15 protein-coding genes, 1 tRNA gene and 1 riboswitch are annotated in these 14,560 nt (G+C 68.3%); of the genes, 7 read left to right on the top strand and 9 right to left on the bottom strand.

Annotated features, from left to right (window positions below; genetic code table 11):
• Positions 1-218 precede the first annotated feature (218 nt).
• Positions 219-1,397, bottom strand: coding sequence for a GNAT family N-acetyltransferase (locus H7F30_RS06535; protein WP_187037502.1), 1,179 nt, complete (start codon positions 1,395-1,397; stop codon positions 219-221).
• Positions 1,394-2,305 (bottom strand): hypothetical protein, encoded by a 912-nt coding sequence (locus H7F30_RS06530; RefSeq protein ID WP_187037500.1) that lies wholly within the window; start codon positions 2,303-2,305, stop codon positions 1,394-1,396. The genes H7F30_RS06535 and H7F30_RS06530 overlap by 4 nt, the downstream gene beginning before the upstream one ends.
• A 562-nt stretch (positions 2,306-2,867) precedes the next feature.
• On the opposite strand from H7F30_RS06530, the gene H7F30_RS06525 reads away from it, so the two are divergent.
• The gene (locus H7F30_RS06525) at positions 2,868-3,503 is read left to right on the top strand and encodes a hypothetical protein (RefSeq protein WP_187037498.1); all 636 of its coding nucleotides are present in this window, start codon (positions 2,868-2,870) and stop codon (positions 3,501-3,503) included.
• A gap of 15 nt (positions 3,504-3,518) precedes the next feature.
• On the opposite strand, the gene H7F30_RS06520 is transcribed toward H7F30_RS06525, so the two are convergent.
• Complete coding sequence (locus H7F30_RS06520; protein WP_187037497.1) at positions 3,519-4,154, bottom strand: endonuclease; 636 nt, start codon at positions 4,152-4,154, stop codon at positions 3,519-3,521.
• A gap of 102 nt (positions 4,155-4,256) precedes the next feature.
• Between H7F30_RS06520 and H7F30_RS06515 the strand changes: the two genes are divergently transcribed.
• Positions 4,257-4,823: a sugar O-acetyltransferase gene (locus H7F30_RS06515; protein WP_187037495.1), complete on the top strand. Its 567-nt coding sequence runs from the start codon at positions 4,257-4,259 to the stop codon at positions 4,821-4,823.
• A 22-nt stretch (positions 4,824-4,845) separates the two neighbouring features.
• Here H7F30_RS06515 and H7F30_RS06510 read toward each other — a convergent pair whose 3' ends face one another.
• Complete coding sequence (locus H7F30_RS06510) at positions 4,846-5,823, bottom strand: zinc-binding dehydrogenase (protein WP_187037493.1); 978 nt, start codon at positions 5,821-5,823, stop codon at positions 4,846-4,848.
• Between the two features lie 93 nt (positions 5,824-5,916).
• Positions 5,917-5,989 (bottom strand) — tRNA-Arg (locus H7F30_RS06505).
• A gap of 257 nt (positions 5,990-6,246) precedes the next feature.
• Between H7F30_RS06505 and H7F30_RS06500 the strand changes: the two genes are divergently transcribed.
• Entirely contained in the window at positions 6,247-6,756 is a 510-nt protein-coding gene (locus H7F30_RS06500; RefSeq protein ID WP_047312289.1) for an FBP domain-containing protein, read from the top strand.
• A gap of 270 nt (positions 6,757-7,026) precedes the next feature.
• On the top strand, positions 7,027-8,232 hold the full coding sequence (locus H7F30_RS06495) for an MFS transporter (protein WP_187037491.1): 1,206 nt from the start codon (positions 7,027-7,029) through the stop codon (positions 8,230-8,232).
• Here the strand turns inward: H7F30_RS06495 and H7F30_RS06490 are convergent.
• Positions 8,216-8,791 (bottom strand): hypothetical protein, encoded by a 576-nt coding sequence (locus tag H7F30_RS06490; RefSeq protein ID WP_118913507.1) that lies wholly within the window; start codon positions 8,789-8,791, stop codon positions 8,216-8,218. The genes H7F30_RS06495 and H7F30_RS06490 overlap by 17 nt on opposite strands.
• A gap of 309 nt (positions 8,792-9,100) precedes the next feature.
• Here H7F30_RS06490 and H7F30_RS06485 point away from each other — a divergent pair, with 309 nt between their 5' ends.
• Entirely contained in the window at positions 9,101-9,865 is a 765-nt protein-coding gene (locus tag H7F30_RS06485; protein ID WP_187037489.1) for a hypothetical protein, read from the top strand.
• Positions 9,866-9,939: 74 nt separating this feature from the next.
• Here H7F30_RS06485 and H7F30_RS14895 read toward each other — a convergent pair whose 3' ends face one another.
• Together H7F30_RS14895 and H7F30_RS06475 are read right to left on the bottom strand one after the other, a co-directional pair.
• Positions 9,940-10,986: a C40 family peptidase gene (locus H7F30_RS14895; protein WP_187037487.1), complete on the bottom strand. Its 1,047-nt coding sequence runs from the start codon at positions 10,984-10,986 to the stop codon at positions 9,940-9,942.
• A 3-nt stretch (positions 10,987-10,989) separates the two neighbouring features.
• A riboswitch (cyclic di-AMP (ydaO/yuaA leader) is annotated at positions 10,990-11,161 on the bottom strand.
• Between the two features lie 216 nt (positions 11,162-11,377).
• A complete protein-coding gene (locus H7F30_RS06475) occupies positions 11,378-12,079 on the bottom strand; it encodes a metal-dependent transcriptional regulator (RefSeq protein ID WP_129665643.1) in 702 nt (233 codons plus the stop codon).
• 107 nt (positions 12,080-12,186) lie between these two features.
• Here H7F30_RS06475 and H7F30_RS06470 point away from each other — a divergent pair, with 107 nt between their 5' ends.
• Positions 12,187-12,840, top strand: a complete 654-nt coding sequence (locus H7F30_RS06470; RefSeq protein WP_187037484.1) for a DUF3105 domain-containing protein — start codon at positions 12,187-12,189, stop codon at positions 12,838-12,840.
• Positions 12,841-12,854: 14 nt separating this feature from the next.
• On the top strand, positions 12,855-13,613 hold the full coding sequence (locus H7F30_RS06465) for a DUF305 domain-containing protein (protein ID WP_187037482.1): 759 nt from the start codon (positions 12,855-12,857) through the stop codon (positions 13,611-13,613).
• A gap of 241 nt (positions 13,614-13,854) precedes the next feature.
• Here H7F30_RS06465 and pdxH read toward each other — a convergent pair whose 3' ends face one another.
• Entirely contained in the window at positions 13,855-14,532 is a 678-nt protein-coding gene (pdxH, locus tag H7F30_RS06460; RefSeq protein ID WP_047312295.1) for a pyridoxamine 5'-phosphate oxidase, read from the bottom strand.
• Between the last annotated feature and the right edge of the window lie 28 nt (positions 14,533-14,560).

Here is a 14,560-nt window from a genome sequence, read left to right as displayed (position 1 = left end):
GTGTCGGCCTGCGGCACGACGCGCGGCCCGCCGCGACGCAGGTGGGCGACCGGCCGGAAGCGCACTCCGCCCGTGGCACGCCCGTCGCGAGGCGCACTCCTCCGCGGCCGCGACGGAGTCGCACACGTGGGCGACGCACCGTGTGGTCGTCTCCTCGGGTGCTCGGGTGGACATGCTTTCCTGCTTTCCTACGGCGCTTCGGCCGGTCGTCCTCGGGGTCAGGGATGCGTGAAGGGGTGAGCGCGCCAGCGGCGCACGACCCCCGCGACAAGCGGTGATCGATCACGCACTGATCGGGCGCACGCTCGAAGACGTGCGTCGGCGACGTGCCGGCCGCGGTCCGCGTACTCAAGGGCAGGGTTCGACCACGCACGCACGCACAGGCGTTCCTCCACCTCGTTGCGCAGGCCGCGCTTGAAGTCGTTGATGCCACGTCCGAAGTCGACGACCCGGACGGCGTCGTCGACGTACCACGTGGCGAGCATGTGGCCGAAGAGCACGAGCCCCGGTGAGCGGCGCTCGTAGCCCGGTCGCATCCTGCTGTCGACGAGGACGCGCTTGCCGTCGTCACACCCGACGACGACATAGGTGACGAGCGTGCCGTCGAGAGTGAGGAGCCACACCTCGGCATTGCCCTCGGTGGCAAGATCGAGAACGCGCTGCACGTGACGCTGCCCTGCCGCATCGGCAAACGCGTCGCGCCGGGCGAGCTGACGCTCGCGAGCTGCGCGCACCTCGAGCGTCCTGGGCAGAGCTGCGCGGATCTCGCCGGCGTTCCGCAACCGGTGTACCCTCCAGGCAGAGCCGGACTCGTCGAGCCTCCGGCATGCGGTGCGGTGCTTGGCACGGGTTTTCTTCGACGCCCACCGGCCGGGCCGACGCTCGTCGGGCCAGCGGAGCAGTGGGATCGGGTCACCGGCCTGCGCCCGCAGCCGCGGTAGGCATCGCACGAGGTAGGCGAGGGTCGGATCGTTCGGCGAGACCTGGTCGAGGTGCAGGCGCCACACGCGGTGCCGGCGCACAAAGGTGGCGACACCGAGTGCCAGCGTGGCAGCGACCTCGGGTTCCACGAGGTGGAAACTCTGACGGTCGAGCTTTCCCTCACCCGCCAGGCGGATGTCGACCGGTCGCCACGGGCTGGCTGGTCGGCGCTCGAGGAGCGCAAAACCGAGTGGCCGGGGGAACGATTCTTCCCCTTGGCGACCGACGACGATGACCACGAGGTCCGCGTGCCGAGCACGCGCCTGCTTCGCGAGTTCGTCGATCGGCAGGTGGGTGACGGGAGCTTCGCTCCTGAGAACGGCGTCGACGTCGTCGCTCAGGGATGTGTAGCCGAGTTCGTCATGGTCGAGACGGTGGGCCGTGTAATGGCCTCGGACGGCGAGAAGTGTGCTCATGCGAGGCTCTTCACCCCGCCTTCCGCCTCAGGATCGACGACGAAGGAGACGGCACGCTCGTTGCGAGCCCGCTGCTTGGGTGCCACCTTCGCGAGGGCGGAGCCGGCCACGAGAGTCACCGGATCCAGCCACTTGCCGGGGGGCGGGGTGAGCCCGAAGGTTCGCCGAAGGTGGAAGTCGGCCCGTTGGCGACGCTCGGTGCGCGTGGAGGCAGTGGTCCGGTGCTCGACGGAGAGCGAGACACTCGGCTCGCCGGGCGCGTTCACGACACGGTGCGGGCTGTTCTGCGGCCACCACGCAACCTCGCCCGGCTGCAGGTCGATCACCTCGGCGGACGCATCCCACGCAGGGTCGTACGGCAGTTGCTCGTCCGCATACCCGGCCGCGATTGAATCCAGTTGGCGCACAGAAACATACGGCTCGCGACAGGGATAGACGAATACCTTTTTTTCACCGCGGATATGCCACAGAGCGTTCGGCTGATTGTCGGCGTGATAGAAAACCTGCGCGGACGGAGAAGACACGAGGAGGGTCGCCTTGAGCGTGCTCCAGGCGTCACCGACAGTGGACGAAACTTCTCCGTAGAGTTCGTCTACAGTTGCTCCGAGCTCTGGCACATGCTGGCCCGCCCCGACGATATTCAGCCAGAGGCGACCTTGGTCGACTATGTCGAGCAGTTGGAGACCCGTGAGATCTGCCACGTCACCACGACGCCACGTCGCGCCGTCACAGGGGTCGTCACCCATGGTGTAGGCATGGACCGCTGAACGCGGCATCGCATCGATGATGCGGGCGATACCCTTTCGTGCGAAGAGGTCGAGGCCGTCGAGGTCATGGCGGGCAACGTGGGTGCGCTCCCCCCAGGCACGTGCCTCGCCCTCGCCCCAGTTGATCAGTGAAGGTGCCATCGTCGGCCCACCCTTTCGGCAAGAATCATGTCTGTCTCGCTCCACGCGATTCGTCAGCACGAGGTGAATTCCAAGGCACCCGAGAAACCGGACGACCGTCCAATACTCTGCGGCGACGAATGGGGCAGACATTTACGCCCGTGCCCAGATATGTGGAGCTTTTTGACCATAGGAGCCGCCTTTTCCAGTATTTAAATCAAATCCGTAAACAACCACTGCCTAGCCTGCCTGGCGGTGTTTCCGCATGAAGGGGTGGAAGGAGGGGGACATTGTGGCGCCCAGCCATGGAGAGACCGCAACTCCGTTCTCGACTACGTTGCGATCGGCCATTTCGGCCCGACGAATCACGCTCTCGGCCTTGTCACATCAGTTGAGCGCCAACGGCACTCCTGTCAGTGTGTCGGCGCTCAGCCATTGGTCTTCGGGCAGGCGACAGCCTGAGCAGGCCAGAAGTATCGAGGCCCTCACGATTCTCGAAGACCTGCTGGGCCTGGGGTCGGGTGAGCTCACCGATCTCGTTGGGCCCCCGCGCCCGCGTGGGCGCAATCCCCGGGTGGTTCCGGTGTCGCAGGCAATGCCGGAGACCGGCCTCGTGGCCAAGGCCTTGGGCGAGCTGGGGTTCATGCAGCACGACGAACTGCCGTACGAGCAGACGGTCCACGAAAAGCTCCTCGTCGACGCCGTCGGCGTGGAGCGGACGCTTGAGTTTCGTCACATCGTGCGCGCTCTCTCCCCCGGCCCGATCCGACTGCCGTCGATCCATGTCGTCGACGAAGTTGACCCGGCCGCGTTCTCGACGTCGATCGAGGATCACTTCGAGGCGGTCGCGGGGTGCAAACTCGGACGGACGGTGCTGTGGCCGGAGCACGGGCTCATGGGCGCAGAACTGATCTTGGCCGAGGACGCACGTCGGGGTGACATCGCCGTCGTCGATCACCGCATCCAGTTGCCCCCGAGCGCGCTACGCGCGGTCGAGGCCACCTACAGCGTCCCGCGGCGTACGCGCGAGGTGCTCATCCAGGTTGAGTTCGCAGGCGAGCTGCCCGCCACTGCCGAGGAGTACGTCGACCTCGGCGAGGGCGCGATCGGCTATCGCCTCGACGTCCGCCCGAACCGACTGCTCCAACTCATGGTGCAGGACGTCGGGCCGGGCCTCGTCGGCATCCGCTGGACCTGGCCCGACGACGGCGTCAGCTGACGTCGCCCGCCTGTCTTACAAGCGCTCGAGGATGCTCGGCTTGCGGGCGACGCGGACGAGCGCTGCAGCGAGATGGGCTGCGCGGACGCTCGGGCAGAGCGCGAAGAGTTCGTCCGGCGTCGTCGGGAGGCCTGCAGCCTTCGCTCCGCGCACGACCAGTTTGTCCGCGTACGGCGCGACGCTCGGCCACACATCCTGAACTTCGCGAAGGAAGATGTCCGCTCCCGTGGGACCGATGCCGTCGAACGTCTGAAGGAGCTCTTCGATGCCTGCGGCGTCACCGTCCGCCTCGTCGCGCAACTCGCGTAGGTCTCCGTTCCACCGTTCGTCGAGCAGGACGACGTTGGCCTCGAGTCGTGTCGCCGTCGACTCGTCGTAACGGCGGTACCCGCCACGTCCGAGGGCGTTGACGCGCTGCTGCCAGGTACTCCTGCGCAGATTCGCGGGCGTGCGCCATTCGGCCTTCCATAGTTCGCGCGCGGTGGCCACGGCGATGTCGGAGCTGATCCGGGTCGAGAGCAGTTGAGCGAGGACGAGGAGCTGCCACAGGGAGGCAGGTTCGTCACGCAGTGTGATGTCGGCGTCGGCCGCGAAGGTCGTGCCGTGCTCCGCGAGGAGCTTCCGTACCGTCTCCTGCTGTGTAGAGCTCATGGCTCGACGTTATGCCCCTTCCCGGTGCGCGCAGCCGCCGGGCGACCCCTGCGCATGGACAGGGGCAACGTGCGATCGATGAGGCGCCCTAGCCTGGACGCCATGACGGAATCGACGAAGACCATGCGCGAGCGGATGCTCGCCGGCGAGCTGTACATCGCGGACGATCCGGTGCTCGGCGAGGAGTCGGCGAGCGCCCAGTCGCTGTCACACCGCTACAACACGATGGACCCGACGGACTCTGCCGGGCGCCGCGCCGTCATGGAGGAACTGCTCGGCGCGTTCGGCGAGGATTCCGAGGTGCGCCCGCCGTTCCATTGCGACTACGGCTACAACACGACGATCGGGGCGCGCACGTTCGCGAACTGGAACCTCACGTCGCTCGACGTCGCCCGCGTCACGATCGGTGACGACGTGCAGATCGGCCCGAACGTCCAGTTGCTCACGGCGACGCACCCGCTCGACCCCGATCAGCGGCGTGACAAGTGGGAGGCCGCCGAGCCGATCACGCTGGAGAACAACGTGTGGCTCGGCGGCGGGGTCGTCGTCTGCCCGGGCGTGACGATCGGTGAGAACACCGTCGTCGGTGCGGGGGCTGTCGTGACGAAGGACCTGCCCGCGAACGTCGTCGCCGTCGGTTCGCCGGCACGCGTCATCAAGGAACTCTGAGCCGCTTCCCCTGACCGCCGCGTCAGTCGCCGTCGGCGACTCGCACGACGATCTTGCCGCGCACGTCGCCGCCGAGCATCGTCTCGAAGCCGTCGCGGATGTTCTCGAGCGAAACGGTGGAGTCGATGAGCGGGCGGACGCCGGTGTTCTCCATGACCCGCACGAGCTGCTGGAGTTCGGTGAGCGTGCACATCGTGGAGCCGAGCACGCGCTTCTGCTGGTAGAAGATGCGGCCGAGATCGGCCGAGGGGTTCATGCCGGTGGTGGCGCCGCACGTGACGATGGCGCCGCCGGGTCGCAGTGACTTGACGGAGTGCGACCAGGTGGCTTCGCCGACGTTGTCGATGACGTAGTCGACCTGCTCGGGCAGGCGCGCGCCGTCGGCGATGCCGCGAGCGCCCCAGCTCTCGGCGAGGGCGAGTTTCTCGTCTGTGCGCGAGGTGGCGTACACGGTGGCGCCCATGGCGACGGCGAGTTTGATGGCGGCCGAGTTCACTCCCCCGGCGGAGCCCTGCACGAGCACGGTGTCGCCGGCGCGCAGCTTCGCCTGGGTGGCAAGCATCCGGTAGGCGGTGCCCCACGCGACGGGCAGGCAGGCGGCGTCCTCGAAGGAGATGCCGTCGGGCAGGGGGACGAGGTTTCGGGCGGGCACCGCGACGTACTCCGCGAAGGTGCCCTCGTACTGTTCGGAGAGCAGGGAGCGCTTGGGGTCGAGGGTCTCGTCGCCGCGTCCGCGGTCGAGGTCGCCGATGATCCCGTGGACGACGACGCGGTTGCCGTCCTCGTCGTAGCCCGCGGCGTCACAACCGAGGATGCGCGGCAGCAGCTCAGGCGGGTGGCCGACGCCGCGCAGGGTCCACACGTCGTGCATGTTGATGGAGTTCGTGACGACCTTGACGAGCGACCATCCCTGCGGGACGTCGGGCTTGGGCATCTCACGCACTTCGAGGCCCGCGAGCGGGTCGTCGGCGTTCTGGGACACGGCAACAGCAGCGATCATGCCTTCGATCCTGGCATCACCAACGCCCGACGTGGGCCGAACCGGATGCCGAGGTTGGCCGGCGCCACACATTCTTGCCCGAGGGCCGATCGGTGCTCCCGGCAGGATTCGAACCTGCGACACCCGCTTTAGGAGAGCGGTGCTCTATCCCCTGAGCTACGGGAGCGTCGTCCTCGCATCGCGCCGACCAGGCGGTGACGCACTCGCGTGAACGTCGCGACGTGCTCCGCCCGAGGGGTTGCACGCGCAGCGGTCAGCCTAACTGTTGTCGGGCGGGCTGCTGTAGTCGCGGGGCGCCGCGCCTGCGCGGCGCCCCCTTGTGCGGCCACTGCCCCGTCACGTTCTGGCCCGAGCGGGCGCGACTGCTGCTCCCCGACTGAATTCGTTTGCGGCCCGCAGAAGCGCTCCGAGAGGATGGAACCCATGCGAGCCGTCACCGAAGCAGAGATCCGTGCGTCCTTCGTCAACGCCTCCAAGGGCGAGGCGAAGCGCGCCAACCTGCCCGACCTCGACGGCATCGAGTGGGACGGTCGCGACTACTTCGGCTGGATCGACCCCAAGCGCGAGCAGCAGTCGTACGCCACCTTCGTCGTCGAGACCGAGGACGGCGACGCAGTGCGCACCCTCCTCCTGCGCCGCGCCACCCCACCCAAGGAGCGCCGCAAGCTGCTGTGCTCCTGGTGTCAGGACATCACCGCCACCGACAACGTCACCCTCTACGTCGCGCCGCGCGCCGGAGCGAGCGGCCGCGTCGGCAACACCGTCGGCACGTCCATCTGCACCGACTTCTCCTGCTCGAGGAACGCCCGCCGCGTCCCCAACGCCATGGAGGTTCAGGACGAAGCCGAACGCGTCGCCTGGCAAGAACTGCGCGTCGCCCAACTGCGCGAGCGCTCCCGACACTTTCTCGACCTCATCAGCGAGACGGCATAGTCGTCCGGTTCACCGGGTCGAGCAGGCTCGCGCTCACCCGGCACTCAGCGCGTCGTCACGCCGCCTTCGCACCTGAACCGGGCCCCGTCGGAACACAACGGGGCACCGCGTCAGTTCGGCACCACACACGCCCGACCGCGCGAGGCCCGCACCCCTCACCACACGCCGCTCACGATGACGTCGCTCACTCCCCGAAACACACCGCACCACCGCGCCAGCCGCGTGATTGCATGGGTACCTGCCAGTAGCCGAGCACCTGGAGGAAGCCCCATGACGAAGCCGTGGACCCGCCCCGCCCACGCCATGCTCGCCGTGGCCTGGGGTGGCAACGAGTTCACTCCCCTGCTCGTCATGTATAAGTCGCAGCACCACCTGCCGGCGGTCACCGTCGACATCCTGCTCTTCGCCTACGTGCTCGGCATCATCCCGTCGCTGCTCATCGGCGGCCCGCTCTCCGACCGGTACGGGCGAGCCAAGCTCCTCGCTCCGGCCCCCTGGATCGCGATGGCCGGCAGCGCCACCCTCGCGCTCGCGCACGGTCAGGTCGCGGCGCTTTTCGCCGGACGCGTCCTGTCCGGCATCGCGCTCGGCCTCGTCATGGCCGTCGGCACGTCATGGGTCAAAGAACTCTCCTCCCGCCCCCACGACGACGTACCCGACGGCACCGGCGCCAAGCGCGCCGCCATGTCGCTCACCGCCGGATTCGGCATCGGTGCGGGCGTCGCCGGCTGCCTCGCTCAGTGGGCGCCCTACCCCGACGAACTCGCGTACGTCGTCAACATCCTCGTCACGCTGAGCGCAGCGATCCGCCTGCGCGGCACCCCGGAAACCATTGACCTGACGAACCGCAACACCGGGCGCCTGCGCGACGACCTGCGCATCCCCGCGCTCGGTCACCGACGCTTCCTCACCGTCGTCCTGCCGGTCGCGCCCTGGGTCTTCGGCGCAGCCGCCTGCGCGTACGCCGTCCTGCCCGCCCTCATGAGCTCCCGCGTGACGAACGCACCCATCGCCTTCTCCGCGCTCCTGTGCGTCGTCGGCCTCACGTGCGGCTTCTTCGTGCAATCCCTCGGGCGCAAAATCGACCGCCCCGGCTCCGCGCGGGCCGTGACGGCGGCGCTCGTCGTTCTCGTCGCCGGAATGCTGCTCGGCGCTCTCGCCGCGTCAGAGCTGGCGATCGCCACCGCGATTCTCGGTAGCTTCGTCCTCGGCGCCGGCTACGGCCTCGCCATGGTGAGCGGCCTGCTCGAGGTGCAGCGCATCGCGGGCCCGCGCGACCTCGCCGGCCTCACCGCCGTTTTCTACTCCGTGACCTACCTCGGCTTCGCGGTGCCGGCCATCATGGCGTTGGTCGCGGAACAGGCGGGCATCCACTACTCCGTGATGTTCCTCTTCGGCGCCGCGATGGCCGCCGCGTGCCTCGCCGTCGTCGTCCTCTCCGATCGACGCGAACAGCGCCTCAGCGCACGAAGCTGAACAGCGCCACCGCCACGAGCGCGGCGAGTACCATGCCGCCGATCGACGACGCGAGGAACCGCTCCGACGTGCGCTCCGGCACGAGATCGGGCCGACGGTGTCCGCCCGCTCGACCCGTGAGCGCCGACAGAACAACAGGCTCACGCACCTCGACGCGCTGCCCGGCGTAGGCCTTCACCCGCCGCAGGTCCGCATCACCGAACATCGCGACACCAGCCACGAGAAGCGGCTTGTCCGCGTGATCGAGGACGACGAGAGCATCCTCGGCGGGCCATCCGCGGAACCGACGCGGCACGATCGCTCCGATCTCGCTCCAGGCGATGAACGAGCGATCCCGCCCGCCCGCGAGGTACTGCACACCGTCGTCGTCCACGCGCAGACGAACCGCGCGCTCACTCTGGTACGAGAAACCGAAGTACATGACGAAAAAGAGGACGACGACGACAACGTTGCCGAGGAACGGACGCATGACGAGCACCGGCGTGGCCAGTACGACGAAGAGGAGAAATTCGCACAGGTGGTGGCGCAGGTAGGCCACAGCAGCTGCGTTGATCGTCACGGCGCCAAGTCAATCAGACCTAACGCCCGCTCGCCGGTGCGGGGGCGATCGAGCCCCCAAGACCCCACCGACCCCGCTACCGCGAGCGTTCTGCCCCATGTGCGCTGCGGCGCAAATGTGACGGACCGCTCCGTTTTCGAGCGTTCACGAGGAAAGACGCACGAGGCGAGTATTTGGTTGCACTCGAGTTTCATCTGATTCGTCGACCCCAGCCGGGCAATCGAAGACCGATCGTCCTGCTGTTCGGCTCGGTTCGTGGAAGAATCGACGGGCACCACGCCGCTCGACGTCTTCCGAAGGTCGCTCCCGATGCTTGCACGCCCCTTCTCCTCCGCCCGCGCTCTCGCCGGCGCCGCCGGTCTCGGCGTCATCGCTGTCACCGGCGCGTCCGCCGCGTCCGCGCTCCCCATGGCGCCGGGAGGCAGCAGCGCCATCTTCCAGTCGCCGACCTGCGGCGCGAACGGAACGCTCGTCACGGTCACGTTGACCAACGGCAGCGAACTCGTCCAGACGTTCACCGCCTCAGCGGGAGGCTCCCCCGTCTCCCCGGCGGCTACCACCGTGGCTCCGTACACGTCGACGACGGTGACGTTGTCCATCCCGTCGGGCGCCGGCGCCGTCTACATCAATGCCGGCGGAGTCGGCGTCGGCTCGCTCCCGCTCGACCAGTGCGCTCCGGCGCCGGAGCCGTCGACGTCCACCCCGACCTCCACGCCGACGCGAACGCACAGTGCTCCCGCACCGACCACGGACAACGTGCCCGCACCCGGCCTGCCGAGCGCGACGAGCGACGTTCCGGCACCGACGAAGCCCTCCACCACCCGCTCCAACGAGATGAGCCCGACGGCCACCTCCACGCCGAGCAGCAGCGCGTCCTCCTCGTCGTCGTCCTCCACGTCCTCCTCGAGCTCGAAGACGTCGTCACGGACGCCGAGCAGCAGCGCGTCGAGCCTCGCCGCGCCCGCGTTCGACGACTCCGACGGCCCGAGCAACCTCACGCTCGCCATCGGACTCGGCGTCGTCCTCCTCGGCGTCGGTGGCGCAGCGGCCATGTTCTTCCGAGAGTTCAAGTAAGCCCGGGTCCACCAACGCGCGAAGGCGCCGCAAGCCCGAGGGCTTGCGGCGCCTTTGTCGTGCGACCGGTTCTGTCAGAGGCGGCCGTAGGAGGATCCGCGAACCACCGGGTAGAGACCCGACGGCATGCCCGCCTGGCGGGCTTCGTACGACATGCCGTTACCGGCGTAGATGCCGATGTGGCCCGGCGAGTAGACGAGGTCACCCGGACGCGGGTTCGAGACCGGCGTCGTCATGGCCCGGATGGCACCGGACTGGTGCGGAAGGTTGACGCCGATCTGCTTGAACACGTAGGCGACGAAACCGGAGCAGTCGAGACCCGTGGCCGGCGTGCTGCCGCCCCACGTGTAACGGATGCCCGTGTAGCGCGACGCGATGGCGACGACACCGGAGCGCGACGGCGTGGCAGCCGAGGCCTTCTGGTTCGTCATGCGCGTCGCGGCCGTGTTGACCGTGTACTGACGCGTGCGCTGCGTGGTCGCCGTAGCGGCCGGACGCGTGCGCTGCGTGGTCGCCGTAGCGGCCGGACGCGTGCGCTGCGTGGTCGCCGTAGCGGCCGGACGCGTGCGCTGCGTGGTCGCCGTAGCGGCCGGACGCTGACGCTGCGTGGTCGCCGTAGCGGCCGGACGCTGACGCTGCTGGCCGTAGGCGTTCTGCTGGTTCGGCGTGCGGTGCTGCGTGACGGTGCGGCGCACCTGCGTGCGGCTGAGCTGCTGACGCTCCTCGCGCTCCTTCGCGGCGGCGCGAGCCTCACGACGCTCCTGCGCAGCCTTGCGCTGAGCGGCGAGGGCCTGCGTGGCGCGCTCGTTGCGCTGCGTCAGGGCCTGACGGACCTGCGTGCGCGAGGCCTTCTTGACAGTGGACTTCTTGGTAGCCGCAGCCTTTTTGGCCTGCTTCACGACGAGCGACTTGGCGGGGGTGACCGTCTTGAGCTCGAGCGGCGTCGTGGCGGCCCGCACGGCCTCCTGACGCGGCGTCGTCGGAGCAGCGCCTGCGGACGAGCCCGTCGCGGCGAGGCCTGCGACGAGACCACCGGTGACAGTGACGGCCGCGGAGACGCGGGTCAGGCTACGGGGGTTCTTCGACTGGGCGTGACGACCGATGGTCTTCTGAGTGGACAATGTGCAACCTCTCGAGCGCCTACGAGGTGAGCTGTCGGGTTCGGGCCAGTTGCTCAGCCCGGTCACGCCGACCTGTGCGGTCTCGTGCGTGACTTCACCCCAAGTCCGTGGCTCATGGCCTCGGACGAAAAGTGGGTCCCCCGCCCCTGTCACTGCGATCTCGCGGATAAGACTCGTACGCCCCGACAGGGCTGGGCGCGAAGGGCGAACGAGTGTTCTCGAACCGAACCGCAACCGACCGTAACGGAAAGATCACGGGCACGTGGAGTTGGTGTTCGCCGCGTCACGGCGCGGCAAACGCGAACTCCACCCGTGGGGGCATGACGCTCCCCGCCACCGCCGAAATCCGCAAAACCGTTACAGGCCGATTATGTGACAAACATCACACGCGTCAGCCCTGACGAACCTCCACGAAAACGTGGGACGCGAGGTCGTGCGGAAGCGACACCGCGTCGTCCAGCCGGTCGAGCACCGCAGCGTGCACACGCTCACCCTCGGCGCGCACGATCAGGGCCACCTGCGGCGCGAGGCCGACGCTCGTCAGAACAGCGAGCGACTCGGCGTCCGCCTGGGCCGGCTCACCGATGCGCCGCACGATGACCTCGACGGGCTCCTGGCCGGCGACCTCGACCAGCGACTGCACGCCGTCACGGAAGCCGATCGCCTCCCCTTCCCATCCCAGCTCTGCGAGACCTGGAATGGGGTTGCCGTAGGGCGACAGGCCCTTGTCGGCGATGAGTTCGAGAATCTTGCGCTCCACGCGCTCACTCATGACGTGTTCCCAGCGGCATGCCTCGTCGTGCACGAACTCGAGTTCGAGCCCGATGACGTCGACGAGCAGGCGCTCGGCGAGGCGATGCTTGCGCATGACGCGGGTCGCCAGCGTGCGCCCCTTATCCGTCAGCTCGATCCGCCGACCGTCACCGACGTGCAGCAGGTCGTCACGCTCCATGCGCGCGACCGTCTGCGAGACGGTCGGGCCGGAGTGGCCGAGGCGCTCGGCGATACGTGCGCGCAGCGGAGGGATGCCCTCTTCCTCGAGGTCATAGATCGTGCGCAGATACATCTCGGTGGTATCGATGAGGTCACTCACGAGGACAAGAGTGCCACCTCCACGGCCTCCTGCGTAGCCGTGCGCAAAGGTTGTACGGCCATAATGAGCGCCGACCGCACAGCACGACCCCCACGAGGAGTACCCCCATGGCACGCAGCGATCGCGATACGGCGAGTGGACGCGAGCGCCTCGCCCAGATGCAGGCCGAGCAGCGCCGCTCGGAGAAGAAGAAGCGCATGGCCCTGATCGCGGGCGGAGTCGCCGCGGTCGTCGCGCTCGGTGCAGGTGTGGGTTTCCTCGCGACGCGCGACTCTGGCGACGGAGGCGACGGCGGCACCGCCAGCTCCGACATCAAGGGCATGAAGACGTGGAGCAACCTGGGCCGCGACCACGTGGAGGGCGACCCCACGTTCCCCATGACGCCGCCCGCAGGCGGTAACCACAACCAGGCCTGGGCCAACTGCGGCGTCTACGACAAGAAGATCCCGGACAAGTACGCCGTCCACAGCCTCGAACACGGCGCCGTGTGGATCACCACCGACAAGGCGAGCAGCGGTGACATCTCCAAGCTGAAGAAGCTGGCCGGCCAGGACTACATGCTCATGAGTCAGTACCCGGGTCAGGGCTCGAAGATCGTCCTGACGGCCTGGGGCCACCAGCTCAAGGTCGACAACGCTTCGGATCCGCGCATCAAGAAGTTCATCGACGCCTACCTGCAGGGCCCCCAGACGCCTGAGCCGGGCGCAGCCTGCAGCGGCGCGTACGACCCGAACACGGGCAAGCTCGCCGGCCAGATGTGACGCTCGGACCTTCCATGACGGACGAAAAGAAACCGCACGACGGTGGGGGCCCCGAGCGTCATCGAAGCCCGGAGCCCGCGTCGGACGACGAGCGTCGCGACGACCTCACCTGGGCACAGGTACGCCGCCCGGCGGCCATCACGCTGGTCGCACTCGTGGCCCTCGCGCTCGCCGCACTCGTCGGCATGTGGTCGGCGCAGCCACGTCACCCGGGAGCCGACAGCGTCGACGCCGGGTTCGCGCGCGACATGTCGGCGCACCACGCGCAGGCTGTCGACATGTCGATGACGGTGCGCTCGCGCAGCACCGCAGCCGACATCCAGACGCTGTCCTACGACATCGCGACGACGCAGGAGAACCAGCGCGGCCAGATGATGGCGTGGCTGCAGGAATGGGAGCTGCCCCTCGCGGTGTCCGGTGAGCGCATGGCGTGGATGGCGCGGACCGGCCACCAGCACGCTGGTCTTCCGAAGGGACAAATGCTCCTCGCGGACGGCCGGATGCCGGGCATGGCGTCCGGCGAGCAGTTGTCGAAGCTACGCGAGAGCCGCGGCAAGCAAGCAGAGATCCTCTACCTGCGGCTGATGATCGTCCACCACCGCGCCGGCGTGGAGATGGCAGAGGCCGCTCAGGCTGCGGCGAGCGACTCACAGACCGTCCGCCTGGCCAGAACCATGGTGGAGGGCCAGAAGAGCGAGATCAACCTCATGACGAGCATGCTCGCCAAGCGCGGCGCCAAACCGTGGAGCGATGCCGAAGCAGGTCAGAAATAGCCATCAGCACGCAAAAACGAAGGGCCGGACGCCACGTGGGAGTCCGGCCCTTCGCCGTTCGGCGCGCACCCGAAGGCGCTGCGGCCGAACAGAACGAAGCACGCCACCAGGGGGAGGGAACGCGGCGCGCTTCGTCATGGTCAACGCTACAACGGGTCGACTTCGTTCCCGAAGGAACACCCACCGCGCGTGAGGTAGGTCGCATCGTCCCGGCAGGGGATTTCGCGTCAGCGAATCTCGTTCACGGCCAACGACGTTCGAGACGCCACGCCGAAGGGTCGTCGAGGTTCCCCTCGGCGGTTCGCACGAAAACAAGACGGTCGTGAAGGCGCGAGTGGCGACCCGCCCAGAACTCGATCTCATCGCAGTCGATGCGGTAGCCGCCCCAGAAGTCGGGCAACGGAACGTCGTCGGGGCTGCCGGTGTCGGGGTAGCGCGCAGCCATCTCGGCGTTCGCCGCTTCGAGCTCGGCGCGTGAGTCGAGCGGGCGCGACTGCTTCGAGACCCACGCACCGACGCGCGAACCCCACGGGCGTGAGTCGAAGTATGTGCGCACGACGTCACGCGGCAGCTCCCGAGCCGTGCCGGTGAAGCGGATCGCGCGGAACATCATGGGCCACGTCAGCGCGCCCGCCACCTGAGGGTTGGCCGCAAGATCGGATGCCTTCGCCGACTCGAGATTCGTGTAGAAACCGGGTCCGTCGGTCTCGAGGTAGCGCATGAGCACCGTCCGCACGTGGGGTGCGCCCTGAGCGTTCGCCGTCGCGATGCTGATGGCCTCCGGCTCCGGCACGTCACCCGAAGCGTCCTGGCGGCGGCGCGCGTCGCCCACCCATTGCCGCACGAGGTCGTAGGGCGCCGGGGGCACCTGCGACTCGTCGAGACCTTCACCGTCGTAGTCGATTCGCACCTCAGTCATGCCCCCATCTTGCACCCGCACACCTAGA

It is taken from the genome of Dermacoccus sp. PAMC28757 (assembly GCF_014302635.1).
GTDB classification, from domain to species: Bacteria; Actinomycetota; Actinomycetes; order Actinomycetales; family Dermatophilaceae; genus Dermacoccus; species Dermacoccus abyssi.
This window is presented reverse-complemented; position numbering and strand designations above follow the sequence as displayed.

Coding starts and splice junctions, on each gene's coding strand:
- H7F30_RS06530 (WP_187037500.1), bottom strand. CDS start 2,305: ATGGCACCTTCACTGATCAACTGGGGCGAGGGCGAGGCACGTGCCTGG.
- H7F30_RS06520 (WP_187037497.1), bottom strand. CDS start 4,154: ATGAGCTCTACACAGCAGGAGACGGTACGGAAGCTCCTCGCGGAGCAC.
- H7F30_RS06485 (WP_187037489.1), top strand. CDS start 9,101: ATGCTTGCACGCCCCTTCTCCTCCGCCCGCGCTCTCGCCGGCGCCGCC.
- H7F30_RS06495 (WP_187037491.1), top strand. CDS start 7,027: ATGACGAAGCCGTGGACCCGCCCCGCCCACGCCATGCTCGCCGTGGCC.
- H7F30_RS06510 (WP_187037493.1), bottom strand. CDS start 5,823: ATGATCGCTGCTGTTGCCGTGTCCCAGAACGCCGACGACCCGCTCGCG.
- H7F30_RS06500 (WP_047312289.1), top strand. CDS start 6,247: ATGCGAGCCGTCACCGAAGCAGAGATCCGTGCGTCCTTCGTCAACGCC.
- H7F30_RS06470 (WP_187037484.1), top strand. CDS start 12,187: ATGGCACGCAGCGATCGCGATACGGCGAGTGGACGCGAGCGCCTCGCC.
- pdxH (WP_047312295.1), bottom strand. CDS start 14,532: ATGACTGAGGTGCGAATCGACTACGACGGTGAAGGTCTCGACGAGTCG.
- H7F30_RS06535 (WP_187037502.1), bottom strand. CDS start 1,397: ATGAGCACACTTCTCGCCGTCCGAGGCCATTACACGGCCCACCGTCTC.
- H7F30_RS06515 (WP_187037495.1), top strand. CDS start 4,257: ATGACGGAATCGACGAAGACCATGCGCGAGCGGATGCTCGCCGGCGAG.
- H7F30_RS06465 (WP_187037482.1), top strand. CDS start 12,855: ATGACGGACGAAAAGAAACCGCACGACGGTGGGGGCCCCGAGCGTCAT.